Source organism: Commensalibacter sp. W6292M3, assembly GCF_016101315.1.
GTDB classification, from domain to species: Bacteria; Pseudomonadota; Alphaproteobacteria; order Acetobacterales; family Acetobacteraceae; genus Commensalibacter; species Commensalibacter melissae.
Genome location: NZ_JACFQT010000001.1, coordinates 1099034 through 1125124, shown reverse-complemented (window position 1 = coordinate 1125124; position 26091 = coordinate 1099034). Strand labels below are relative to the sequence as shown.

General features: G+C 34.7%; 22 protein-coding genes and 1 tRNA gene. 12 read left to right on the top strand and 11 right to left on the bottom strand.

What is annotated here, in order from left to right; translation table 11 throughout:
• Positions 1 to 16 precede the first annotated feature (16 nt).
• A complete protein-coding gene (locus H3T57_RS05025) occupies positions 17 to 235 on the bottom strand; it encodes a Trm112 family protein (protein ID WP_198193387.1) in 219 nt (72 codons plus the stop codon).
• 46 nt (positions 236 to 281) lie between these two features.
• On the bottom strand, positions 282 to 1259 hold the full coding sequence (locus H3T57_RS05020; RefSeq protein ID WP_198193386.1) for a co-chaperone YbbN: 978 nt from the start codon (positions 1257 to 1259) through the stop codon (positions 282 to 284).
• A 189-nt stretch (positions 1260 to 1448) separates the two neighbouring features.
• Between H3T57_RS05020 and H3T57_RS05015 the strand changes: the two genes are divergently transcribed.
• The 3 genes from H3T57_RS05015 (at position 1449) to H3T57_RS05005 (ending at position 4570) form a co-directional block, all read left to right on the top strand.
• A tRNA-Gly gene (locus tag H3T57_RS05015) sits at positions 1449 to 1523 on the top strand.
• A gap of 585 nt (positions 1524 to 2108) precedes the next feature.
• The gene (locus H3T57_RS05010; RefSeq protein WP_198193385.1) at positions 2109 to 2846 is read left to right on the top strand and encodes a DNA/RNA non-specific endonuclease; all 738 of its coding nucleotides are present in this window, start codon (positions 2109 to 2111) and stop codon (positions 2844 to 2846) included.
• Between the two features lie 605 nt (positions 2847 to 3451).
• The gene (locus tag H3T57_RS05005; protein ID WP_198193384.1) at positions 3452 to 4570 is read left to right on the top strand and encodes a glycerol dehydrogenase; all 1119 of its coding nucleotides are present in this window, start codon (positions 3452 to 3454) and stop codon (positions 4568 to 4570) included.
• A 51-nt stretch (positions 4571 to 4621) separates the two neighbouring features.
• On the opposite strand, the gene H3T57_RS05000 is transcribed toward H3T57_RS05005, so the two are convergent.
• The 3 genes from H3T57_RS05000 to H3T57_RS04990 form a co-directional block, all read right to left on the bottom strand.
• Positions 4622 to 5083: a hypothetical protein gene (locus H3T57_RS05000; protein ID WP_198193383.1), complete on the bottom strand. Its 462-nt coding sequence runs from the start codon at positions 5081 to 5083 to the stop codon at positions 4622 to 4624.
• Complete coding sequence (locus H3T57_RS04995; RefSeq protein WP_198193382.1) at positions 5080 to 5598, bottom strand: hypothetical protein; 519 nt, start codon at positions 5596 to 5598, stop codon at positions 5080 to 5082. The genes H3T57_RS05000 and H3T57_RS04995 overlap by 4 nt, the downstream gene beginning before the upstream one ends.
• Before the next feature lie 167 nt (positions 5599 to 5765).
• Entirely contained in the window at positions 5766 to 6887 is a 1122-nt protein-coding gene (locus H3T57_RS04990; RefSeq protein WP_232349733.1) for an asparaginase, read from the bottom strand.
• 142 nt (positions 6888 to 7029) lie between these two features.
• Between H3T57_RS04990 and H3T57_RS04985 the strand changes: the two genes are divergently transcribed.
• On the top strand, positions 7030 to 8742 hold the full coding sequence (locus H3T57_RS04985) for a hypothetical protein (RefSeq protein WP_198193381.1): 1713 nt from the start codon (positions 7030 to 7032) through the stop codon (positions 8740 to 8742).
• A gap of 243 nt (positions 8743 to 8985) precedes the next feature.
• Here the strand turns inward: H3T57_RS04985 and H3T57_RS04980 are convergent, their stop codons facing one another.
• A complete protein-coding gene (locus tag H3T57_RS04980; protein WP_198193380.1) occupies positions 8986 to 9471 on the bottom strand; it encodes an ecotin in 486 nt (161 codons plus the stop codon).
• 183 nt (positions 9472 to 9654) lie between these two features.
• Between H3T57_RS04980 and grxB the strand changes: the two genes are divergently transcribed.
• Positions 9655 to 10305, top strand: a complete 651-nt coding sequence (grxB, locus tag H3T57_RS04975) for a glutaredoxin 2 (protein ID WP_122123307.1) — start codon at positions 9655 to 9657, stop codon at positions 10303 to 10305.
• Positions 10306 to 10312: 7 nt separating this feature from the next.
• On the opposite strand, the gene cysG is transcribed toward grxB, so the two are convergent.
• Positions 10313 to 11704, bottom strand: coding sequence for a siroheme synthase CysG (gene cysG, locus H3T57_RS04970; RefSeq protein WP_232349732.1), 1392 nt, complete (start codon positions 11702 to 11704; stop codon positions 10313 to 10315).
• 460 nt (positions 11705 to 12164) lie between these two features.
• Here cysG and H3T57_RS04965 point away from each other — a divergent pair, with 460 nt between their 5' ends.
• Complete coding sequence (locus H3T57_RS04965) at positions 12165 to 13721, top strand: inorganic phosphate transporter (RefSeq protein WP_155566674.1); 1557 nt, start codon at positions 12165 to 12167, stop codon at positions 13719 to 13721.
• Positions 13722 to 14057: 336 nt separating this feature from the next.
• Here H3T57_RS04965 and H3T57_RS04960 read toward each other — a convergent pair whose 3' ends face one another.
• Positions 14058 to 14639, bottom strand: a complete 582-nt coding sequence (locus tag H3T57_RS04960; protein WP_122123309.1) for a YqgE/AlgH family protein — start codon at positions 14637 to 14639, stop codon at positions 14058 to 14060.
• 187 nt (positions 14640 to 14826) lie between these two features.
• Here H3T57_RS04960 and H3T57_RS04955 point away from each other — a divergent pair, with 187 nt between their 5' ends.
• The 3 genes from H3T57_RS04955 to H3T57_RS04945 are packed head-to-tail and all read left to right on the top strand — an operon-like array spanning position 14827 to position 17083.
• Positions 14827 to 15582 (top strand): SDR family NAD(P)-dependent oxidoreductase, encoded by a 756-nt coding sequence (locus H3T57_RS04955; protein ID WP_122124253.1) that lies wholly within the window; start codon positions 14827 to 14829, stop codon positions 15580 to 15582.
• A 41-nt stretch (positions 15583 to 15623) separates the two neighbouring features.
• Positions 15624 to 16580 (top strand): PPK2 family polyphosphate kinase, encoded by a 957-nt coding sequence (locus H3T57_RS04950; protein ID WP_198193378.1) that lies wholly within the window; start codon positions 15624 to 15626, stop codon positions 16578 to 16580.
• A gap of 32 nt (positions 16581 to 16612) precedes the next feature.
• On the top strand, positions 16613 to 17083 hold the full coding sequence (locus tag H3T57_RS04945) for a DUF3465 domain-containing protein (protein ID WP_155566555.1): 471 nt from the start codon (positions 16613 to 16615) through the stop codon (positions 17081 to 17083).
• 78 nt (positions 17084 to 17161) lie between these two features.
• Here H3T57_RS04945 and clpA read toward each other — a convergent pair whose 3' ends face one another.
• Positions 17162 to 19489 (bottom strand): ATP-dependent Clp protease ATP-binding subunit ClpA, encoded by a 2328-nt coding sequence (clpA, locus tag H3T57_RS04940; protein ID WP_155569034.1) that lies wholly within the window; start codon positions 19487 to 19489, stop codon positions 17162 to 17164.
• Between the two features lie 123 nt (positions 19490 to 19612).
• Positions 19613 to 19933: an ATP-dependent Clp protease adapter ClpS gene (gene clpS / locus H3T57_RS04935; RefSeq protein WP_196424101.1), complete on the bottom strand. Its 321-nt coding sequence runs from the start codon at positions 19931 to 19933 to the stop codon at positions 19613 to 19615.
• Between the two features lie 414 nt (positions 19934 to 20347).
• On the opposite strand from clpS, the gene H3T57_RS04930 reads away from it, so the two are divergent.
• The 3 genes from H3T57_RS04930 to H3T57_RS04920 all read left to right on the top strand — a co-directional run bounded on the left by H3T57_RS04930 (position 20348) and on the right by H3T57_RS04920 (position 24498).
• Positions 20348 to 21421 carry a D-alanyl-D-alanine carboxypeptidase family protein gene (locus H3T57_RS04930; protein WP_198193377.1) on the top strand — a complete coding sequence of 358 codons (1074 nt, stop codon included), beginning with the start codon at positions 20348 to 20350 and terminating at the stop codon, positions 21419 to 21421.
• Positions 21422 to 21528: 107 nt separating this feature from the next.
• Complete coding sequence (gene map / locus H3T57_RS04925) at positions 21529 to 22317, top strand: type I methionyl aminopeptidase (RefSeq protein WP_230881019.1); 789 nt, start codon at positions 21529 to 21531, stop codon at positions 22315 to 22317.
• A gap of 519 nt (positions 22318 to 22836) precedes the next feature.
• Positions 22837 to 24498 (top strand): dihydroxyacetone kinase subunit DhaK, encoded by a 1662-nt coding sequence (locus H3T57_RS04920; RefSeq protein ID WP_198193376.1) that lies wholly within the window; start codon positions 22837 to 22839, stop codon positions 24496 to 24498.
• A 79-nt stretch (positions 24499 to 24577) separates the two neighbouring features.
• On the opposite strand, the gene H3T57_RS04915 is transcribed toward H3T57_RS04920, so the two are convergent.
• Positions 24578 to 25927: a discoidin domain-containing protein gene (locus H3T57_RS04915; protein ID WP_198193375.1), complete on the bottom strand. Its 1350-nt coding sequence runs from the start codon at positions 25925 to 25927 to the stop codon at positions 24578 to 24580.
• Positions 25928 to 26091: the final 164 nt, after the last annotated feature.

The window sequence follows — 26091 nt, the reverse complement described above, 5'->3', positions numbered from 1 at the left end:
AATGCTTTTAACGATATTATTTTTGTTTCTTATAGTTTGAGATTTCATCATCGCTTAATGTTCTTGCTTCATTGGCAAGCATTATTGGTATGCCATCCCTAATTGGATAAGCCAGACCTGCATTGCAACTGATCAGTTCATCAGCTTCACGATCATAAATAAGAGGGCCTTTTGTCACAGGACAGACAAGGATTGAAAGCAGTTTTGGATCAATGGGAGGGGTATTTTGAGACATTTGTTTATCCTTTAATGAATTAGATAAATTCTATTGGCAATCGGGCTTAAGAAAATAATAAGGTTGATAATTGACGACGTCCCTGCAACGTGGCTGGATCGTCAAATCCCCAAGATTCAAAAAAACGTAACAATTGTTTTTTTGCCGCTTCATCATTCCAGCTTTTGTCTCTTTTCATAATTTCAAGCAATTCATGTGCGGCTTCATTTCTTTTTCCGGCACCATTTAAAGCGGTAGCCAGTTCATAGCGTGCCTGAAAATTATCTGGATCCGATTTGATTTTATCCATTAATGTCTGTGTTTCCCCAGTGTTTTTATCACCTTCCAAAGCAAGATCAATGGCAGATTTCGCACCTATAATTTCGGCATGATCCTGTATGGATTCCGGAACTTGCTCAAGACTTTCCTGTGCCGCTTCTGGTCCTGCACTGGCAAGAATAGATCGTATCAACCCGCCCCATGCTTCCGGTTTTTCGGGTTCCAGTTCAAGGGCTTGGGAAAAAACACTCATTGCCTCATCGAATTTTTTGTCATGCAACAATGTTTGTCCCTGTTCAATTAAATCCGCGCTGGGCATTGCACTACCAGCGGTTTTTAATAATTGACTGACAAATTGTTGAATTGTACTTTCAGCTTGCACCCCTTGAAATAAATCAACTATTTGCCCCTGCCAAAAAGCAGCAACCAGAGGGATAGACTGAATGGGAAGGCCGATCTGCATCAACTGTTGGACAAGGGCTTGATTCGCGTCTATATCGATTTTTACAAGTTTCACGCGTCCTTGGGTGGCATTTGCAATTTTTTCCAATAATGGTGTAAGTTGTTTGCAAGGGTTGCACCAATTCGCCCAAAAATCAACTAAAACAGGAATTTTTTGGCTGGCTTCAACGACTTCCTGAACAAAGTTATTTTGATTACCTTCAATAATACTCGTTTTGGAAGGAGAAGCCGATGAAATGGCTGTTCCATGTTCAGTCAAAAGTTGACCTTTTGCAGGTTGGGACGGGGAGTTAAAAAGCGCCATAAATCATATCCTGTTTCATTTAAATGAAAAATTTGATTCTCATATGTTTAACAATTTCTAGATATTAGAATTGATTTTTGTATATATTATAGTGGATGAGAGACAGGAAATAAAAATAATTTTTAATTTTTGTTTTTTCCGCTTGCATCTTTGATAGAAATATCATAAAAGGCTTTTACGCTCTTCAGAGCGGGCGTAGCTCAGGGGTAGAGCACAACCTTGCCAAGGTTGGGGTCGTGGGTTCGAATCCCATCGCCCGCTCCAATTAATAATTCATTAAGTTAAATCTTACTTAATATAGATTAATTATTTAATCAAATAATCATTATATTTTCTGTAGTGTACAAAAGAAAATATATGAAATTAGTTCATATGTTGTGATTAAATATATAAATGATCGAGAATAAGATATTATCGTCATAGCTTGATGTTTATTTTGAATATTCCAACTAAATATAGTTCGTAATAAATTCAAAAGGTTATATGATTTTTTATTTCAAAAATAATTCATATAAACTGAAAATTTCCATTATTGATTTTTCTTGGAATTTATTATTTGAATTTTTATCAGATAATTTGTCATTTCAACAAATATATATCGTTATTTTTAAATCATATTTTTAAGTTAATATAATAAAGTTATCGTAATTAGTGTTTTAAAGCTGTTATGTTCTTTACATGACAAAAAATTGATAATTTTAAAAAAACCAAATTTTATAATTTTTAAATATGGTTAAAGAGATTAAATTTAATCAGAAAAAATTGTCTTTATATTGTGCAATAGGTTCGCAGCTATTATATATCAATCATTATTTTTTTAATGGACTAGATAAAGATTGAAGAGTAATTGTGAAAAAAAAGTTATTGGTTTTACTTTTTATTTTATTAGGGTTTGGAATTTGTGTTCAAGCGCAAATTCCATGTCAAAATAAGTTTTTATATGGAAAACCGCCAGTTATTGAATGGCCGATAAAAACAGTCTGCTTCAAAGATTATGCCGTTTCTTTTTCAGATATAACTTTGGGAAATATTTATTCAGCTGAATTTTTGACAAAAAGTCAGGTAATGGCCAGTAAGAAAATGAAAAGATATGGTAAATTTGATAAACGTGATCCTGTTGTCAGGGATTACAGAGGATCAGGTTTTGATCGTGGTCATATGACGCCTAGTGGGGATATGCCTGATTATCAATCTCAGGTACAGACTTTTATCTCCAGTAATATTGTACCTCAGACAAAGCAGCTGAATAGTGGAAAATGGAACTGGATTGAACATCATGTAAGGAAAATGGCAATATCTTACGATCAGTTATATGTTATAACAGGTTCTTATTTTCAGGAACCGGTCAAAAGAATCGGTTATGACGGAGTATGGGTTCCGTATGCAGTCTGGAAAGCGGTTTATATTCCGTCCTTAAAAAAGGGTGGGGTTTATTTTTGTAAAAATTCACATAGGCCTGTATGTTATCGCATGAGTATAGCTTTTTTCATTTACAAAACCGGGATTGATCCTTTTCCAGCGTTATCCAATGATATCAAGGAAAATAAATTTCCCTTGCCTAAACCTGTTCGTCCAAGGGTTAAGTAATATTTTTATATTTTGAAGACAAGAATTGAATTTAATATGGAATACTGTTTCTGATCTTTTTGAATAGTTAATGAGAATTTTATTGTATTATGCTTTTTATCAGCATATTTTTCATACACTTATGTGTATTGGTAGTAGCGGGCCCTGATTTTCTATTAAATTCAAGAACAAGGTTAACAGGCAATAAAAAAACTGTCATTCAAGTTGTAACGGGTACAACATTGGGGACAATTATCTGGGCTTTGTTCTCGTTGTTGGGATTACACCTTATTTTTCAAGTATTTTTTCAATTATTCATTTTGGGTCAAATCCTTCCACTGTTTTTTTTATTTTTATTATGATAACGCTTGAAACCCTGATCTGGTTTCTTTTTGTAGGATTGGCTTTTTCACATTCCGGGATACAGGCCTTTTATCAAATCTATAAGTCCAGGATAGATAGATTATCAGCATCTGTTTTTATAATGTTTGCATGCTCAATTATATTTAAATTATTTGTAAAATAAACTATCCTTATTATGTATAATTAAGTTGGTATTAAACTATTTAGTATATTCCATGGTTGTGAATATTTGAAAATAGGAACACATAATCAGAGGATTTGTGATGTTAACGATTATTCAATCTCCGTCAAAATATATCCAAGGTGCTGGTGCACTTGAAAAAGTTGGTAAATATGCCTTGATGCTGGCCAATAGTTATTTGGTTGTCGCTGATAGTTTTGTAATGAATTTGACACAAGCCGCATTGGAAAAAAGTTTCCAGATTTCCTCGGTGCAGGCATATTTTGAAATTTTTAGGGGAGAGTGTTGTAAAAAAGAGATTAATCGTTTAGGGGAAATTCTAAAGAGACACGGTTGCAAAGGGGTTGTCGGTGTTGGTGGCGGGAAAGCCCTTGATACAGCGAAAGCCATTGCGTTTTATAATAAGGTTCCGGTTATAATTGTGCCGACAGCTGCATCGAATGATGCGCCAACCAGCGCTTTATCTGTAATTTATACCGAAGATGGCGCTTTTGAGGAATATTTGATGTATCCTTCCAATCCTGATATGGTAATTATGGATAGCACAATTGTTGCCAATGCACCTCTTCGTTTATTGATTTCAGGAATGGGAGATGCATTATCTACCTATTTTGAAGCCAGAGCCTGTTATGAGGCAAGAGCTGTCTCCATGGCAGGGGGGCAATCAACATTGGCAGCCTTGAATTTGGCCAGGTTATGTTATGAAACCTTGTTGGAGGAAGGATTGAAAGCGAAAGCGGCTGTCGAGGCTGGAGTTGCTATAAAAGCTGTCGACAACATTATCGAGGCGAATACGTATTTAAGTGGTATCGGATTTGAAAGTTCTGGCCTGGCAGGTGCACATGCAATCCATAATGGATTAACCGTTCTTGAAGAATGTCACACCATGTTACACGGTGAAAAAGTTGCATTCGGCACTTTAGCCCAGCTTGTACTTGAAAATGCGAAACAGGAAGAATTGGAAACCGTTCTTGATTTTTGTGTACAAATAGGTTTACCGGTTACGCTTGACCAAATTGGTATACAGGATAATGATGATCTTAAGGGAAAAATAATGAAAGTGGCAAAGGCAAGTTGTGCAAAAGATGACACCATACACAACATGCCTTTCGAAGTTACTGAAGATCAGGTTTATGCTGCTATTATGGCTGCTGATAGAATTGGTCATAAATGGTTAAAAAACTATAATATTGTTTTGTAGCTGCATACAATCATACGCAATTTCGTGAGATTGTGTATGATATTTTGTTAATTATTCTGTATTAGATTGAAAATCAATTTTTCTTAAATTAGAAAGCGTCCTGAAATTACATTCCTTCACATGATAAATCATACATGCTTCAGTTTCATGTGGATTTTTTAGGGATTGTCCATCCTGGTCAAAGGATATCCTGCATTTCTTATAGCTGATAATTAATTTATTTTTCTTGAGTGCAAAAGGATCAACAAAACCTGTCATCTCAATTTTGCAGCTTGGAGTGTTATAATGAATCATGCCATAAGCGGGATAGTATGGCATATAACCTACAGCCGCATAATTATCCTGAGTTCTGTTTTCATAGAGGATCAGATTAACGGGATCCTTTTCGACAGTTTGTTCTGTAATGGATTGTGAGGAATGAGATGGATTCATTGCCATTGTGGGTAAAGATAAAATAATGCAGATAAATGTGTATGCATATTTTATTTTTGATATCAAGGATAAGGATTTCATTTGGGTTGACCTTTTTCTTCGGATTTGCTTGAAGAAATATTCTCTTTAATCGTTATCGGATAAATACGGTTTACTATTGGCAATGTTTCAAAAGAGCAAAAATCCCCATGCCATGTACTACAAGGAATTGTCTCACTAAGTATTTTCAATTGATGGTTTTTTGTAATTTGCATAGATATTTTGCAATAGGGATCTTCTTTTGCAGTGAATTCTAGTTTTGATGGATCATGATGGTTGAGTATCGTATTTCCATGGGTATTGGCCTGACAGGTAGGAGAATTGTAGGCTATTAAAGTTGCTCCAGGATGGATGGGATCTAAGGCTATAACATAATTTTTGCTTATGCCGACATGGCTTTCGAAAATTTCTATTTGTGGTAAAATTCTAGACGATTTATTTAATGGACTGATTTTAACACTGGATTTTGTGTTTGATGATCTTGCATATGTCAAATTCGATAGAAGAGTCAAAGAGATTATTAGAGACAGGATTGTATACGATAAATATTTTATCAATCTAAAACTCCACATTAGGGTTTTAATAAAAATTATTCTAAATGAAGGTTTAGGATAAACGTAATCTTGTTCTGATTTCAAGCTTGTAAAAAATTAAAGCTTAAGAATCAAATTGTGAAAATTAGGATGCCATATTTTGTATTAATAATAATGGCATTTATTTTAAATCAGTTCATTTCATAAAAAAGTTGTTGAATAGTATCTAATTCATTAATCTTGTTTGCCAAGATAAGTTGTAACAAAATTCTGGCTTTTTGCGGGTTTAAATCAGCTGCGGCTATAAATTTGTTGGCATCATCATTAACTTCAACATTACGATTGACAAATCCGCTTCCCGTTCTGCTGGATCGAACAACAATAACACCCTTGCTGGCGACCTCTTTCAATGCTTGTATTGCCTGGGTTGATGTATTTCCATCACCAACGCCAGCAAGGATTATGCCTTTTGCACCTCTTTTGACCGCATCATGAATAAGATCTCCATCCATCTGGATATGAGAATAAATAATTTCAACACGCGGAAAAGGGGCTTTCTCGGGTATGGCGTAAATATGTTTCCTTGCATTACTGGACGTACGGTAAAAATATACATGATCATTATTGATAATGCCGATTGGCCCTGTATTGGGGGATTGAAAAGTTTGGAGGCTGGTTGTATGGCTTTTTTGAACAGAATGTGCATCATAAATCATGTCATTCATTACAATCATGACAGGTTGGTGATAAGCCTCGGGGCGTGTAGCCAATTTAACAGCATTGACAAGATTGGATGCACCATCTGAACTGATAAAATTGGTCGGGCGCATTGCACCCGTCAAAATAATTGGTTTTTTCGAATTTATAAGTTTATCAAGAAAAAACGCGGTTTCTTCCATGGTATCAGTGCCATGGGTAATGACAATTCCTGATATTGAAGGATTATTTTCAGCAGCCTGAACTTTTTTGGCCAATTTTAACAAAATTGTATCAGACATATCCTGAGAACCGATTTGCGCCACGGGATCAACATGAATTTTTGCCATGTTTTGCAAAGCAGGTATGGAAGCGACAAGATCTTCTCCTTTGGTGTTACCTGCTTTATATTCGAGCTCGTCTGTTGTCGCTGATCCTGCGATGGTTCCTCCGGTAGTTAGTACAAGAACCTGTTTTTTTTCAGGCCTGATAACACGATCTATATCATTCATCGGTTTATCTTTCTCAGTTTTTGCATAAGAAGGGGAAAGTAAAATCAGACTTAATCCCATGGGGATAATTAAAAACTGAAAGAGGGATCTAGGTAAAATATTCATTATATCAGAATTAATTTTATATAATTTAATTATATTGATTGATCCAGGTTACTACCCTACCCATATTCAATATACTATTTTTCTATTAATTAAAAATATTATTGTTAATATTCTCTAATAAAGAGACAAGGTACAGGTTAAAATGGTTTTGAGTGTGTTCAAAAAAGGCTGTAAACGGTTCATGATGCCTTATTTTTCACAGTGGAAGATGACAATTTTACCTGTTTTGCAAAAAGGATATAAAACAGATTTTATACAGGTAACTGAAAATTGTGACATGACCTGTTTAATTGATCTATCTTACGCCCTGCATCCACAATCATTCATTAATACGATAGAATTTGAATGTGGAGATCCTACGATAATTCTGAATGAATTCTTGATTTCAAAACGTAAATTTTCAGTCAATATTTCCGGAGGAAAAATAAATACGAAATCGACGATTGCATTTAAAATCATTACTGATACAGGATTAGAGCAAATTTTTACGGTTTTACTGGATGTTATTGGTCAAAATAAAACAGTTTATAATCAAAGGCATGGTTTAAGAAAACCTGAATTATGGGTTATTAACAGCGATCCAGATCAACATTATAAACAGGAATTTGGATTGTCCTGGATTGAAGGTGATTTATTATTAAATCTTAAAACATACAATCTCTGGCAATATGACCCTAAAATTAATTCAAAATGGTTCAAGATTTTTACAATGCAGGGGGTCGTTAAGCCGATTCCAATTGAATATAACCTTTTTGACAAATCTTATTTATCGCAAATTGAAAAATCATCAAGACCTGATATAAAAAGGAATTCATTGTGTAATGAGAATATTGATGTCAAGTCTATTCATACAGATGCATTTATATCTGGGAATCCTATAGGAAAAGGGATTTCTGTCGTTACAGAAGGAATGATTGCCGGACAAAGTCTTTATATTGGAACAGCAAGAATAAAACCTAAAAATATTTATCTTGGTTGTAACGGGGTTGTTTCGACTAAACATCTTTCAGCAGATTTTTTGCAACTCGCATTCTTTTCCATTAAAGAACTACCAAATTATGTTCCAATAGGCACATTAATATTATGCCATGATTATCCAGGTTATTCTTCACCAGTTTTACTTTGCTCCATCAAGGATAAACCGAAAAATTCTGGGGAATGGAATATTGTTAATGATAAAGTCTTGGTAAAAAATAACATATCGGGAAAACCGGATTTAACTGTAGTTTCTTCCAATTTATCATTATTGGATGATGATAAAATTGTAGAGATAAGACCCTCGGTCACAAACAATTCAAATCGGATTGTCAAGCCTGTTCCATCAGAAAAATCTTTTTCTGCAAATAATCACCATTATATAAGGTTGTCATCCAAAGATTCAATCATACCATATTCAAAGAAAATAGAAAATTCATGGACTAAACTTAAACTGGATAAAATATCCCCTGTTCAAAATATTTCAGATGAATGGCAAAATAAAAATGAATTATGGCGGATTCCCGCAACGGGCTTGTTACAAATAAATGGCTCATTCATATTCAAGGAAGAAAATATGGATTTGTCAGGACCAATCTCTTTTCATGGCGGTGATCAATTGGTTTTAAAAATTGTTAAAACCGATAAAACAATTCGGTTTCAACCTGTTAATCAAATTGAATTTCCCCTGATTCCTTATATCAATGATGTGATGAATACAATTTGTGCCAGTCCAAAGCTAACTTTTTCTAATGCGATTCCTGTAACAAAAGGAGATCAAATAAGTTTTGAAACGGTTTATTTGCATCAGCCTGATACCTTGAAAAACAATCTGGACCTGAAAATTAGTAAAGCTGTTTTCGAGATATACATTTTATAAGTAATTTTATCAGGTTCAAAGTGAAATTAATTGAATAACCATATGATTCTATAGCCTGAAACATATATTCATCAATAAATCCAAATTTGTTTGTATAATATATGACAGTATGACCAAGGAATATGAATCTTATAAATCAATGGGAAGTTATTTAAATAAATATTCAGTTTTGCTGAGGTAGATGAACCAAAAAAGTTTGTTTCAATCTTATCTTTGTTGTCTCTATGAAGTTATGCCGCAAATTTATTTATTTCTAGCTTGATGCATTGAAGAAGATGTCCAAATCCGATAAGCAAGAGTTATATCGTTTGGCACATAAACAACGAGGGGTAGTTTGCTATTGTAGTTTATAAAGGTTAAATTGGTCGTAATTGAAACCTGCTTCTCTTGTTCAATGTTCTGTGGACAGGCCATAAGGGTAGAAGCCGGTTTGCTGATTTTGTCTAATCTGTAAAAATCATATCCCCATCCTTGAATTGTTTGTGTTGTCATATGACCGTGGATTATGACCGTGTTACAGTCTGATTTAATTTTTTTCTGGGGAATCAATTCAACACGTGCATTGTATTCATTGGAAAGGGGTGGTAGTTGAATTACGATTCTTTGATATCCTTTTTCTGCTTTAGGCCATATGGATAGTTGATTTTTACCAAGATTAGCAGAAGCATGATATAGTGGTATTAAATAACACATGGATAAAAGAAGAAGAAATTGTTTTCGAATTAACATTTTTATTTCCTAAATGATAATTTTAGTTTTTAATTATAAGTTATGATAGTAAAATGATTCAATAAGACCTTGTAATTTTATTTTCAAATATAATTTTTAATTAAAGTAAAAGGGATTTAAATATATTAATTTAAATTTTGATAATTTGCAGGGTGATCATTTGAGGGGTGTTGTTTAATTGCTATGAAACTTTATATCTATGAACATTGTCCTTTTTGTGTCATGACAAAAATGATTTTTGTTTTGAAAAATTATCCCGTAGAAATATCATATTTACTATATGATGACATTCATGGTCCCATGCAAATGGTAGGGCGTAAACAGTTGCCTATATTGGAATATCAGCAAAATCGCTTTATGCCGGAAAGTCGTGATATTATTAACTATATTGATACAACCATAGATAAGCCAAAGATTACGTTGCCTGATAATGAAGAAATTATGGAATGGATCAGTCATGTTCAACGTTTTATTTATCGCTTGACCTATCCTCGTTGGGTAAATGCACCGTTTCCTGAATTTTCCACAGAAGAGGCAAAGAAATATTACCGTAAAAAAAAGGACCCCTCTGGCGGGGGATTTGTTTCTGATCTGGCTGATCCGAGCTTGATCCAGAGAACTCAAAAGGCGATTGACTGTCTGGAACCCTTAATGAAAAATTATCCTTTGTTGGATTTGAAACGGCAGCTATCTTGGAACGACTTTTCACTTTACAGTATGCTTCACTCGCTATCGATTATCAAGGGGATTACCTATGGCGTCAATGTTGATCGATGGCGTAAGAAAGTTTCTGAAACATGTTCCATTCCTTTGAATGATGCTTTTGCAAACTGAATGTGTTTTATGTAACTCTGTGATGAATGACTTGACCGATTATTATTAAAACGGGACTACCTATTTTTTTTTGCATAACCAAATCAGGTAAGGTTTTTAAATTTCCGATAATTACCTGCTGATCGTGAAAGGTTCCTTTTTCAATCGCAGCAGCAGGCCATGTTTGTTCCAATCCTTTATCAATAAGTGTTTTACATAAAAGAGGTAAAGAAGAAAGTCCCATATAAATGACCAAGGTTTGGTCTTTAAATATCATGTTCTCCCACGGTAGGTTAAGTTGATCTGTTTTCTTGGTATGACCGGTTAAAAATAAGCAGGCCTGTGCACATTCACGATGTGTTAGGGGAATTCCGGCATATGCCGCACAACCATTAGAAGCGGAGATGCCGGGTATAATTTTAAATGGAATTCCAGCATGCATTAATGCCTCGGCCTCTTCCCCACCGCGGCCAAATATAAAAGGATCACCACCTTTCAATCGTAAAACACGTTTGCCTTGTCGTGCATATTTGATTAGTGAATCATTTATTTCTTCTTGTTTTAAAGTATGGTGATTTTTTTGTTTTCCTACAAAAAATAATAATGCATCACGACGTATGTAATCTAGGATTTTGGGTGATAATAAATTATCATATAAAATGACATCAGCATTTTGCAGGTGATGAAGTGCTTTTATGGTTAGTAAATCCGGATCACCCGGTCCTGCCCCAACCAGCCATACCTCACCTTTCTTCAAAAAAGGTTCTTTTGCAATATTCTTGAGAAAATCAAATGCTTGTTTTTCTTTTTGTTGGCTAATAAGGGAAGTGCCATAGCCATCAATGAATCTTTCCCATAACCGTTGTCGTTCTTGATGGGTTGATAATATTTCCTTGGCCCAATTCCTGTGTTTTCCGATGAATGAAGCTAATGGACCGATGACTTGTCCGAGTAGAGGTTCAATTTTTTGACGTATTCGCCGTCCCAATACAGGAGCGGAACCTCCTGTGGAGATGGCGATTTGTACAGGATCACGATCAATAATCGAAGGGGTGATAAAGGTAGATAATTCCGCATTATCAACGGTGCAGACAGGAATATTTAATTTTTTTGCCCATAGGGAAATAAGAGTATTATATTCATGATCGTCAGTCGTGATAAAAATTAAGGTAGCGTCTTTCGCATTTTGAATAAAATCATTTTCGTTTAGTAAAGGGGAACAAAATTTAATCAGTTTTTCTTTTTCATAGGTTTGCAATTCTTTATTAAAGGTTTGCGCATAAACTTCAATTTGTACATTTTTCCTTAATAAAAGCCTGATTTTACGTGCCGCAATTTTACCCCCGCCAATTATCACTATTCGCGTTCCATCTATACGCAAAGTTATTGGAAAATAAGAGGGAACTTCCGAATTTATCAAATTGTCATTCATGGATAGTAGAGAGTAAATAGAGTTTCAACTGAAGAAATTTATCTGACAAAAAGCCTCATATTTATTTAAACAAATAATTTGTAAAAATAAAGAGAAAACAGAAAAAACACGTAAGAAAATAGTTCTTAATTATTCGGGGTGTATCTTTGCGATGACGGATATGATTTTTTATTCATAAATGTGAAAGATATAAATCTCATATCTTGTGAAGCATATTTTTCTTTTGTAAAAAAAGATTGATGATGATAAATATGAAAACATTATAAATTAAGGTTTGGATGACTATATGAAGACCTATGATAAAGGGGTCAGGCCATTGTAAACAATTAACCTATCCGTAAACAATTCTATCCAACTAAATTGTAGCGTTTCTGAAATAAAGTTAATTTTATGATCAATTTGATGATGCAAGAAACGGATTTTGTCTATAGTGAAAAAAGCCTTGAATATGATCCTACCTAATAATCCACGTTTCAACAAGATCGCTTTTATCTTAGTTTTATTGGGTAGCATAATCTACATTATCCTTCATTTGCGTGAAGATATAATAGGCGTTACCAATCCATCTTTTCTGGCATTTGTATTATTGGCTCTGGCTCTTGTTATTGCTTTGGGTTTTGAATTCATAAACGGTTTTCATGACACAGCCAATGCTGTTGCAACTGTAATTTACAGCAATTCCTTGCCGCCAATTGTAGCTGTTGTCTGGTCAGGTTTATGGAATTTCCTGGGTGTTTTGTGTTCAAGCGGCGCTGTTGCTTTTACAATAGTTTCTCTTTTACCTGTTGAATTAGTTCTCAAGGTTGGAAGTGAAGCTGGATTTTCAATGGTTTTTGCATTACTTCTGGCTGCAGTGATCTGGAATCTGGTAACCTGGTTTTTCGGGATTCCGAATTCTTCATCTCATACTTTAATTGGTTCGATTTTGGGCGTTGGTCTAATGAATCAGTTGCTTATGGGAAATAACAGGGCAAGTGGTGTTGACTGGGGACAGGCTTTGCAGGTTTTCAAGGCTCTTGTATTCAGTCCTTTGGCAGGATTTACGATTGCATTACTGGGAATGTTTCTGTTGAAGAATTTTTTGCCCATCACCTCTTTTTACAAAGTACCTGAAGCAGGAAAGACACCTCCTTGGCCGATCCGTTTATTATTGATTCTTACATGTACCGGTGTAAGCTTTAGTCATGGTTCAAATGATGGGCAAAAGGGTATGGGATTAATCATGCTTATTTTGATAGGAACCGTACCAACCGCATATGCGTTGAATAATGCGGTTTCATCAAAACAAGTCGAGAATTTCATGAATAAAGCGGTAGTTATTGATCAAGTTCTCATGAAATATAATAATAATCTGGATTTACCTACAATTGATCAAAGTCGTCAAATTCTGACAAAAACAATTCAGTCCAGTAAAATTTTTCCCGAAACTATTCCTGCTATTCGGATGATGTTGCAATCCATTCAGCATGATGTAAATAACAAGGAAACGTTTAAGCAAGTCCCTGTTGAATATCAGGCCAATTTAAGAAACGATTTGTATTTGGTTGAACAGAATCTGGTGCATTTTACCAAGGTATCTCCTCTGACATCTTCTCAAAAGGATTTATTTGAAAAATTCGAGAAAGAGATTGTCACGGCAATACAATTCATTCCTCCGTGGGTCAAGGCTGTAATTGCAATTGCCCTAGGTTTGGGAACAATGGTTGGATGGAAAAGAGTGGTTGTTACAGTAGGCAGAAAAATTGGTAAAAATGAAATGAGCTATGGTCAAGGTGCGGTTGCTGAAACTGTCGCAATGACAATGATACAAATGGGAAATCAGTTTCATATGCCTATTAGCACCACACATGTCGTGACTTCTGCGGTGGCAGGAACTGCACTGGCCAATGGTGATGGTATTCAATGGAGAACAATACGTAATATGGCAATGGCGTGGATTTTAACCTTGCCTGTTTCAATTATGTTATCTGCAGTTCTATTTTGGATATTTTTAAAATTTTTTTAGTTTGGAATTTATGTTCAATAAACGAATAAAATTTTTGTGTAAAATGTCTATCTACTACTTGAAATAAATAAAAAATCTGTAAATAATTTGGTAAAATTACATATCGTTTTTCTATATTTGTATATAGAAAAACGTAAAGATAAAAATCTATTTATTGTATGTTTTTATTTCATTCAATAACAAACTGTAAAGAACTAACAAATGAATCATTAAATAATCAAATTTGTTTTGTCATATTAGAAAAAAATCATAACATGCTTTGTTAAAGTTGAGCTGGCTATTCAGAAAACGGAAACGATTAAATATTTGAGTTATTTTTTTATGTATCAAACTAAATCACGCTTCTCCGGAATATAAAGATATTTTTCTTGGATTTGTTAGAATGGATTTATAGCAGTCTGACCATTTATTCTTGAAATTTTTGTTGTATAAAATGCTTTCCTGACAGGGAGCAACATACCAAAGATTATTATTAAGTTCCTCTTCTAGCTGTCCTGGTGACCAATTGGCATGACCAAGAGCTAGTAACGCTTTTGAAGGACCATGCCCTTCTGATAAATCACGTAAGATATCCAGGCTTGTACTCAATTTGATTTGTTTTGTTACATAGACTGATTCCTTACCTTTCCAGTCATTTGTGTGCAGAACCAGACCATGGGCATTTTCAATTGGACCACCCGCTGTAATAGAAAAATTATTTGATGTTGGCATCGTTTTAATTCCAAGCTGATTTAGCAATTCTTTTGGAGTTGGTTTGGCAATATGACGGTTAATGACAATGCCCATTGTACCTTCCTTCGGAGAATATGCACAAATAAAAACAACCGTCTGTGCAAATGCGGGTGAGGTTGTAAAAGGACTTGACATTAGAAAACAGCCTGCCAATCCTTTGGTAAGATCAAGGAAAGAATGTGTCATTTTTCAAAGAAACCAAATATAATAATTTATTTAAAATGAGATGATTCAAATTAAACTATACTATCAGATTTAATGAAATGTAAATGAACAGCTTTTAATGGTCCGTTTCAAAAAAATAATTTATAATTGCGGTAATGTAATTATTATAATTTACTTAGTTTTTTTTATAGTTAGGGGAACGAAAATCATGAGGGGAACGGTACTGGTCACAGGTGCATCGGCTGGATTTGGAATGGCAATAGCCGAAGTATTGGTGCAGGAGGGTTATCAGGTTGTTGCAGCGGCACGTAGGATGAATAAATTGGAATCCCTATCAAGCAAACATCCTGGAAAAATTTTTCCACTTGAAATGGATATGACCAAATCAGAATTGTTTTTGCGTCAATTAGGTAGTTTACCAGCCAAATTTCAGAATATTGATGTTTTGGTCAATAATGCAGGATTGGCACTTGGCGTGGAGCCAATTCCCAATATTGATTTAAAGGATTGGGATCGGATGGTTCAAACAAATATTATCGGATTAATTCATTTGACTCAGTTGGTTATTAGTGGAATGCTTGAAAGAAAGAGGGGACATATTATTTCCTTAGGCAGTATTGCAGGTACGTATCCATATCGTGGTGGGAATGTTTATGGTGCGACAAAGGCATTTGTTAAACAGTTTATGTTAAATCTTAAAACTGATCTGGTTGGCACTGCATTGAAGGTAACGAATATTGAACCGGGTCTTTGTGGTGGAACCGAATTTAGCGAGGTAAGACTAAAAGATTCTGCTAAAGGTAAAGAAGTTTACAAAGGTACAATTCCCTTAACAGCTATGGATATTGCTGAAACGGTACGTTGGATTTTAAGTCTTCCCTCTCATGTCAATGTTAATCGAATTGAACTTATGCCTGTTTGCCAAGCGCCGGGTGGGGTTGCAGTAGTAAAAACAGGAAATTGATATATCGTAATAATTTATCGTTAACATTAAAGGAGCTTTAAATGTCGGATCAATCAATACGTGAGTTGTTAAGAACAAAATATCGTGTAGAGGATGGAAAAAAATTTCTTATAACGGATTATAATGCGGATGATACTGCCGGATTATCCCTATCTCCCAAAGAAGCAAAAAAAGTGCTGAAGAAACGTATTAAACGGTTAAGCTATTTACAAGAGCTGTTATTTGCGAATGGGCATTCAGCTTTATTGGTCGCTTTGCAAGGTATGGATACTTCTGGTAAGGACGGTACGATTAAACATGTCACTTCTGGAATAAATCCGCAGGGCATTACGATAACTTCATTTAAGCAGCCTGGTCCTGTAGAATTGATGCATGATTATTTATGGCGTATTCATATGGCCGTTCCTTCCAGAGGCAAGATTACGATTTTTAATCGAAGTCATTATGAGGAAGTGCTTGTTACCAAGGTTCATCCCTCTATTTTGGCCAATCAAAAACTACCGTTGCGGGTACTTAACAATAAAAATTTCTGGTCTGACCGTTATGAAGATATTCGTAATTTCGAAAAATATATTTATCGACAAGGTATTGGAATAGTTAAATGTTTTTTAAATATATCCAAAGAGGAACAGCGCAAGCGTTTATTGGCACGTTTGGAAAATAAAGAAAAACAATGGAAATTTTCCCCCAATGATCCAAAAGAGCGTCAATTTTGGGAAGAATATCAAGGTGCATATCAAGAGGTCATTGTGCAGACAGCGGCACCAAACGCCCCCTGGTTTGTGATTCCTGCCAACAACAAATGGTTTGCACGTTTGGTTGTCGCGGAAATCATGATTGATGAATTGGAAAAACTTCATATTCCAGAACCCAAGCCAAGTCAAGAAGTTCTGGAATCTTTAAATTCACTGAAAGCTGAATTAGGAGGTAAATTTTCTGATAATAAAGTAGGAAAAAAATCAAAAAGAATAATAAAATCGGTAAAGATAAAAAAATAAAAAATCTAAATAAGTCTAAGGAATAATCTTCAATGATTATTGAAACTCGTTTTTTTTCTTGGCTGTTCATATTGTCCAGCCTCTTTTTTTACTCTTTTCAAAGTCTGGCACAACCTGCTTCTGATAAATGTGATAATGAAAATTTTTTACATATTCAACAAGAGTATGAAAATAATATTGAACATTTAACTTTTAAGGATGTTCCTGTTCATCTTTGTGGTAAGGTGATCACAGTAAGTGATGCACGTTATACCAGAAGTGGCTTACATGGCTATTTTTATCTTTATGTCGGGAAAGGTGTATCCATTCGAATTGTGAATAATCTCGATGAAATGAAAGCTCCAACCTGGCCTTGGGTAAAAAGAGGGGACTATGCTGAAGTTGTCGGGCGATATTATTATGATAGTCCAAGACATCAGGGAGTTGATTGGACGCATAAGGGAGCAAGCAGAAAATGGCCCTATCCAGGTTATGTGATTATAAATGGTATAAAATATTATTAATTCAATTAGAATTTTAAATATAATAATAAGATTATGCGTTTTGAAACATCATTTTTTTGATGATAAAGTAAAATTTATTTAAACCAGCTCGTTTTTTCTTGATAGAATTGAATTTATTTTTTTTAAGCAATTAAGGGATATTTTATTATTTTTTACTACTACATGAACTTTGCCACCTTTTGTTAATGTACCAAACAATATTTCATTAGAGAGGGGTTTGTTAATAAAGTCCTGAATAATACGATGCATAGGACGTGCTCCATACAATGGATCATATCCATTTTCAACCAGCCAATCCTTTGCCGATTTGGAAATTTCTATAATAATGTTTTTATTTGATAATCTAGTGTTTAGTTCATTAATGAATTTATCAACAATTTGAGCAACGATTGGTTTTGATAAAGGTCTAAAATTAATAATCGCATCGAGACGATTTCTGAATTCTGGTGAGAATTTTTCGTTTATGGCCTCGTTTGCATATCCAGCTTGATGATTTTTTACAAAACCAATTGCTGAACGAGTAAATTCTGTTGCCCCTGTATTGGTGGTCATAATAAGGATAATATTTCGAAAATTAATTTCCTTACCATTATGATCTGTTAAAATACCATGATCCATTACCTGTAAAAGAATATTATGTAAATCAGGATGAGCTTTTTCAATTTCATCAAGAAGAAGAATGGCATAGGGATTCTGGTCAATTATATCTGTCAACAATCCGCCCTGATCAAAACCGATATAACCGGGTGGTGCACCAATCATTCTTGAAACAGAGTGTTTTTCCATATATTCAGACATGTCGTATCGGATGAGCTTGATGCCAAGATGAATTGAAAGTTGTCGAGCGATTTCTGTTTTTCCAACGCCTGTTGGTCCTGCAAAGAGGTAGTTACCTATTGGTTTTCTTTCGGAACGCAACCCGGCACGGGAAATTCTTATGGCTGAAGCTAATGTCTCAATTGCTTGATCCTGCCCAAAAATAACTTTTTTCAGTTTATTATCAATTTGAGAGAGAACCTTTTTATCACTGGTTGAAACAGTATTTTCAGGAATGCGGGCGATATTAGCAATTGTTTTTTCAATGTCATTGACTGTAATCGTTTTTTTGCGTTTTTTGGCAGGGGAAATGGCCTGTATAGCACCAACCTCATCAATTATGTCTAATGCTTTATCCGGAAATTTACGGTCATGGATATATCTGGCAGATAAGGTAACCGCTGTTTCAAGAGCATCATGAGTGTATTTTACATTGTGATATTTTTCATAATTTTTTTTAAGACCTTTTAAGATGTTGATTGTTTCATCTATCGAAGGTTCGGGAATATCGATTTTTTGAAATCTTCTGACTAAGGCATGATCTTTTTCAATATATTGCCGATATTCCTTATAGGTAGTTGATCCGATACATCTTAAACTGCCTTCAGCGAGTGCTGGTTTCAAAAGGTTTGATGCATCCATGGATCCGTTTGTAGTGGAACCAGCTCCGACTATTGTATGAATTTCATCAATAAAAAGAATGGCATTTTTTTCTTGTTTAATGGATTGAATGAGGGATTTTAAACGTTCCTCAAAATCACCTCTATATCGTGTACCAGCCAATAAAATTCCCATGTCTAATGCATAAATTATGGAATTATGCAATAACTCAGGTGCTGTCTCGTTTACAATCTGTAAGGCCAGACCTTCTATGATAGCGGTTTTTCCTACACCAGGATTTCCAACCAATAACGGATTGTTTTTTGTCCGGCGTGCCAATATTTGGATTGCACGCTGAATTTCATATTGCCTTCCAATCAAGGGATCAATACGGTTTTGACGGGCTTTATCGTTTAGATTAACGCAATAAAGTTGTAAGGGATTGGTATTCTTAGAGTTTGATTTTTCTTTTTCAGTATAGGTGAACAGATCATTCAACTGGTTATCGATATCATTCTGAGGTAAAAAATTTGATCCAAAAAAATGGGTGGATTCTGTATTTTTTGTTATACCATGTGCGATAAAATTCAGAATGTCCAATTTTGACAAATTATGCATTTGTAAAAAGTAAACCGCATGACTTTCCTGCTCAGAAAAAAGAGCAATTAAAACATGCACGGCACTAATTTTTTCACTTGGGTCTGAAGAAAGATGGACAGACGCGTTTTGAATGACCCTTTGAAATGCATGCGTGGGTTTGGGGGATGGTTTTTTTTCAGTTACTAGAATATTCAGGTCATTTTTAATAAATGTGAAGATATCTTGACGTAATTTTTCAAGATTTATCTGACAGGCTTCAAAAATTACAATAGCATCGGGATCGCCTGTCAATGCATAGAGCAAATGTTCAAGCGTCATGTATTCATGTTGAAAATTTAAAGCAAACTCAAAAGCTTGTCGTAAGGAATGTTCTAAGTTATCAGATAACATCATTTAAACTTTCAAACTGTGAAATATCGAAAGAGAAATCCTACATATTCCTTTTATTTATTATATAGTTATTGAAAAAGGTTTATACAGTTAATATTTTGATCAAATCATATTTAATTAATTTTATTCTTTTTCTAATAGGCATTGCAGTGGATATTGATGTTGTTTGGCAAGATTCATAACCTGCATAACTTTTGTTTCAGCAACCTCGTATGTGAATATACCACATATTCCTATTCCATTGTGATGGATTTTTAACATGATTGAAACAGCATTTTCAGTTGTTTTTCTGAATATTGTTTCCAATGTGTAAATGACAAAATTCATGGGAGTGAAATCATCATTGAGCATAAGAACTTTATACAGGGTGGGTTTCTTCAAATTTGTTTTTGTCAGCGTTTTTGTGTTCTTTCTAGAATCATGCTGGTTCTGGTTGGAAGTCATACAATAAAGAGAAAATGATTTACTAAAGGGATTCATTATGATGTATTTGGAGTGCATTTTATAAATTTCATAAAATATTTTGTTAAGGTTCAAATTAAGGAAGAATCTAATTGAGTGATTTTGATTTGGACTTGTATGGTTGCAAAATATGGCGTAAATTCAGATGTATATTTTTTATATGAATATAAAGTCCCAAATATATATTCGTAAAGATAGTGGTGCAATTTCTTGTAACGTTTTGTTTAACATGGGGATTTGATTCCAAAATAAACAAAACAATTTAAGAAGTTAATCATTTTTAAAGGTCAAGTAAACGTTTAATGAAAAAGAAGCTGGAAAATTAAAGTGTCCACTTATTACAATCATATAAAAAAATTGAAACAGTTAAACTTTACCGTAAGTCTTAAGAAAATTATGAGAAAAACGTCTAGGAATTTTTTCTTAGGTTTTTTTACGGCTGTATATTCTTATACACTATTTTATGCGCATTGTGCCCATGCCCAGTATGTAGGAAGAATCAGTTCAATTGTAATGGACGTTAATGGCCGAGTCTTGTCAGAACAAGATGCTGATTTGAAACGGTTTCCAGCCAGTTTGACAAAAATGATGACCTTATATATGGCATTTCGTGCCTTAAATGCCAATGCCATACGATTTGATCAGAGAATTCCAATAACCATTCATGCAGCTTCAATGGAACCTTCCAAATTAGGAGTCCGTCCAGGTTCATATATTACTGTCAGGGAAGCTGTTTTAGGCTTGATTACTAAATCCGCGAATGATGCGGCTAGCGCTCTTGGCGAATTTATTGGAGGTGGAGACGAAGAACGCTTTGCCAAAATGATGACACAACAGGCCAAAGTTTTGGGAATGAATCGGACACGTTTTTATAATGCTTCTGGCCTTCCAAATTCTGGGCAACTAACAACTGCGCGTGATTTGGCAATTTTGGCACAACATTTGATTTCGGATTTTCCTCAATATTATCCTTTGTTCAGAACACCTTACTTTTATTTTCGTGGACGGACAATTCCCAATCACGATCCCCTGTTAAAAGGTTATGCTGGCGCGGATGGGTTAAAAACAGGTTATACAGCTGCGGCAGGGCATAATCTTGTAGGATCAGCCGTTCATGATAATGTCCGTTTGATTGGTGTTGTTATGGGTGCACCAAGTAATGGTTCACGAAATCAATACATGATGAGTGCACTAGATGACGGATTTGCAAAAAGTGGTGTGGCTCCTGTTGCTAGACCGGTTTATCTGGCAAGAACAAATTCCTTGAAAAAACACCCACGTTATAATAAACATCCAAAAGTAATTCTTGTTCGTGCAGCCCGTACTACAAGAGGTAAAAAGTCGGTTGAAGTGGCACAGGCCTCGTCACGTACTTCAATTGCAAAAAAACGGGATTCGATTTTTAAGCGTAATATCAAAAAGGCGGCTGTGAGACATCATACCATATCCAGACATAATCGGAAAAAGTAAGACTGGACAGGGATCATAATCCTAGCTAGGTATATAAGAAAAGTTCGTAAATTATACCAAGTTATTTATTATTGGTAATTTGATAAAGTCTTATTGGAGAGTTAGGAATGACAGATCGTCGCATGATGTTTTACACTCAAGAGGATTTTGTTGGGTTAAGAGCTGTGGGACGTTTGGCAGCAGAAACACTTGACATGATTACTTCTCATGTTCAGGAAGGTGTTACAACAGACGAACTTAACCAGATTATTCATGATTATACAATTGATAAAGGTGCCATTCCAGCACCACTTAACTATCGTGGTTTTCCAAAATCTTGTTGTATATCTATCAATCATGTAGTTTGTCACGGTATTCCTGGAGATCGTAAATTAAAAAATGGAGATATTGTTAATATCGATGTTACATCTATTCTTGATGGATGGTTTGGTGACAGTAGCCGTATGTATGTCGTTGGCAAGGCCTCACGCTTGGCACAACGATTGATAGATGTAACCTATGAGAGTCTGAAAAGGGCAATAGATATTGTTAAACCCGGGAACACTTTGGGAGATATAGGATACGTCATTCAGCAATATGCAGAATCACAGCGTTTTTCTGTTGTACGCGATTTTTGTGGTCATGGAATTGGACGCGTTTTTCATCAAGAACCCAATGTATTGCATTATGGAAAAAAGGGGCAGGGACTTGTGTTAAAACCAGGAATGGTTTTCACTATTGAACCTATGTTAAACGCTGGTAAGGCAGACGTTAAAATTCTTGATGATGACTGGACAGCCGTAACGCGTGATCGATCTCTCAGTGCGCAATTTGAACATATGATGGGAGTAACTGAAGATGGATGTGAAGTATTCACCTATTCATCCAAAGGTTGGAATTGTCCTCCTTATATTTGATGATTTTTATCAAAATGGAAATTAATAAATCAAAATTTGATAAAGAGTTATATAAAATGAATATTTGTTTGAAATTCTAATTTAAGACTAATAAATTCATCAAAACAATATAGATGAGAATTTCAAAAACGTTGTAATATTGAGTTATTTAGAATTTTTAAACAGAGTTGAAACTTAATTTCAATCAAGTTTTTTATTTTTGGAAACTCCAAATAATTATTTATTTATAAATTATTATAAATTAAAGTATTTACCATAGGATAAGAATGCTTTGGTCTTGTATTTAAACAATATATCAAGACCAAAAGTTTTAATTAGTGTTTTAAAAACGTTCATTAAACTGGCATTATTATAAAATTGACTATCGAGCATTATAAATGATGTTAATTTGTTTAGTTCAATTAAAATTATAAATAATAAAACAAACGGTTGTCTTATTAAGTCTTTATTTAATTATTATATATAGATATTATAAGTCAATTTATAGTGATTTGAACTTTCAAAAATGAAAGATATAAAATGTCCAATTTCTTTTTTAATGATCGTGCTTCATTAGTGAATGATGCTATTGAAGGTACATTAGTCACAGCTCCCTATAATAATCTTGTGAAACTTGATACTGACCCTTCTATGCGAATTGTGGTTCGTAAAGACTGGGATAAGAAAAAAGTTGCCGTTATTTCGGGGGGGGGATCTGGACATGAGCCTACTCATTTGGGATTTGTCGGTAAAGGGATGTTGACAGCCGCTGTATGTGGCGATTTGTTTGCCTCTCCTTCAGTTGATGCCGTATTGACCGCCATTACAACAGTAACAGGTGAAGCTGGCTGTTTATTGGTAATCAAAAATTATACAGGAGATCGTCTAAATTTTGGACTTGCGGCTGAAAAGGCAAAACAGTTAGGCTACAAGGTGGAAGTTGTTATGGTGAAGGATGATATTTCTTTACCTGAAAATAAACAGCCACGTGGTATTGCTGGCACTATTTTTGTCCATAAAATGGCCGGTTATGCTGCCGAGACCGGGTATTCTCTTGAGGAAGTTAAAAAATTTGTTGATTATGCAAATAGGCAGATTTTTAGCCTGGGAGTTGCCATGACTGGGTGTGATTTACCCCAGTCCCAAAGTGATGATAAACGAATTCCGGAAGGATCTATTGAACTGGGTCTTGGTATTCATGGTGAACCAGGCGCCACGACAATTAATACTCAAAATAGTCGTGAAATCATGGATATCATGACAGCAAAAATCAAGGCTTGTATAAATGATTCGGATCGTCTTGCCGTCATGTTGAATAATCTGGGAGGTGTTTCGGTAACAGAAATGGCCATTTTGGCTAAAGAACTTTCATATTCTGCACTTGCTTCAAATATTGACTGGATTGTAGGACCAGACTGGTTTACGACAGCGCTTGACATGAAGGGTTTTTCATTATCAGCCATGGTTTTGGATGACAAGATCGTCAGCGCTTTGACAGCACCTGTTGAAATTACAGGATCTTTTAAGGCTGTTCAACCTGCTAAAATTGTACATATGCCTGTTAATCCTGTTGAAACTAAAGTGCAATTCACACCTTCTGATAATCCAGTTGTGGCACATATTATCGCCGTTGTTACAAAGACATTAATTGATCTTGAAGGAAAATTGAATGATCTGGATGCCAAGGTTGGGGATGGAGATACAGGTTCAACATTTGCTGCAGGGGCAAGAGGTATTGCCGAATTGTTAAATACCAATCAATTACCCTTAACCGATCTGACAAAACTCTGTCTAGTCATTGGTGAAAGACTGGCTGTTGTTATGGGGGGCTCCAGTGGCGTTTTAATGTCGATTTTCTTTACTGCAACAGGTCAAAAAATTGCTGAAGGCTCATCATTTGTTGAAGGTCTTGTATTTGGCTTAAAACAGATGAAACATTATGGTGGGGCTGATCTTGGGGATCGTACGATGATTGATGCATTACAACCTGCTTTGGAAATATTGCTTAAAGATCAGAACGATTTAAAAGGTGCCGTTCAAGCGGCTGAAAAAGGCGTTGAAAATACGGCAAAAGCAACGAAAGCAAATGCAGGACGTTCATCCTATTTGAACAGTGGTAGTTTGGCGGGAAATCCTGATCCGGGTGCTGTAGCTGTCGCAGATGTTTTTGCAGCCTTGTCAAAACAATGTCCAAATAAATAAATTATAAATTATTCTTGAAAAGCTGGCTATGTTATAATAACAAGCTAGCTTTAATTTTTTGATAATGAGAAATCAAATTTTATTGGTCATATACTTCTACTTGATTTAAATGTAATACATTTTCATCATAAAGACTTATTTTGACATACTGGGCGTTAATATTATTCACTCTTATAATTAATGGGTTGCCATCGGCTCCACCAAAAATAATTCCGTCAGGATAATCAGCGACAATTATCCAGTTTTCGTTATCATCAGATATTTCAACTTTTATTTTTGAGGCACGATCTTCAAAGTTTAGACGGTTATAAATTATTATATGTTTAATGTTGATTGTGCGGGGTAATTCCAGTTTCCACCAAGGGTTATATTCCGTTGCAGTATGAAAATTGTAATCTGGACCAATACGTCCATTAACTGCGCCCGCAGCATCTTTGTATATGTCATTGAATTTTGAAAATGCACAAACGGATGATTGTGAAGCTTTACCGCCAAGCGCCCAGTTCACAGCCTCAGGTTTTTTTATCCACCTTTCCTGAAGTGCAATTTCATTGAATTGTTGATAAAAACCCACATTTCCTGTCTTTTTTATTGTATCATGAATATATTGGTAAAAGTCACTGGGCTTAAGATTCTTTAGACCTCTTCTTAATGAAGAACGTGGATTGAAAATTGGATTGATACCATCATGTGTAATGCAACGTTCCACAAAATCTTTGCCTTTGACAGGATGGCATATCGTGCCATGAATGTTAACATATGGATCAAGATAGTAATAACCACTACAAAAATCATATGGTTGTAATTTGCAGAAGTTGCGCAATTCTTCCACAACAGGGTTTTCCATTTCAAAAACAGCTGATGGAATAAATCCCTCACAATATGGCCATATGATGGAATTATCATTATTGTATAGGTGTGAAATCTCCTGTTTTTTTATAAGAAGATGGTCAATTGCCCGGGCGGATAGTGCCAATACCGGTAAAAAACAATATTTAGAATTTTTAAAATAGGGTATTATCGTATCTTTGAAAACCCAATGATCCGGTATGCTTAAAATGTTGTGGGCAATTAAATCTGTCTGTTTTTTTTCAAGGGATGTTATTAAGGGGTCTAGATTAATATTTATTAAGACATCATTTTCAATCATTATATAATGATTATAGTTAGGCAAGGCTTTGCGTAAGGCATATAAAGGATAATCAGCGTTATACCATAAAGTTTTTTGACCGGGAATATTCGGGATATTGAATTCAGAAAAATCAGAGGTATGACCTATTTTAGGAAAATCACCTACATCCAAGATCTCCCTGCTTTCATCAGCAAGAATAACAAAATCAGCTTTGCTAAAAGAACCTTTAAGGCGTCTTGCCATATATTCGATATCATCATTCCAAATATGAGTTCTAAATGCAATAATAACACTCATTGAAAAAACCTTAAAATAAAATATTGAAAGTTAATATATATTTTGTAAGTGTTATTTTGTCTATTTTTATATTAAAAATATAATTGTGTTATGTTTGTTTATGCAAGATATAAAAAATATTTCTTTAATAGATTTTTTCAGAAATATTTTAATTAAATAATACA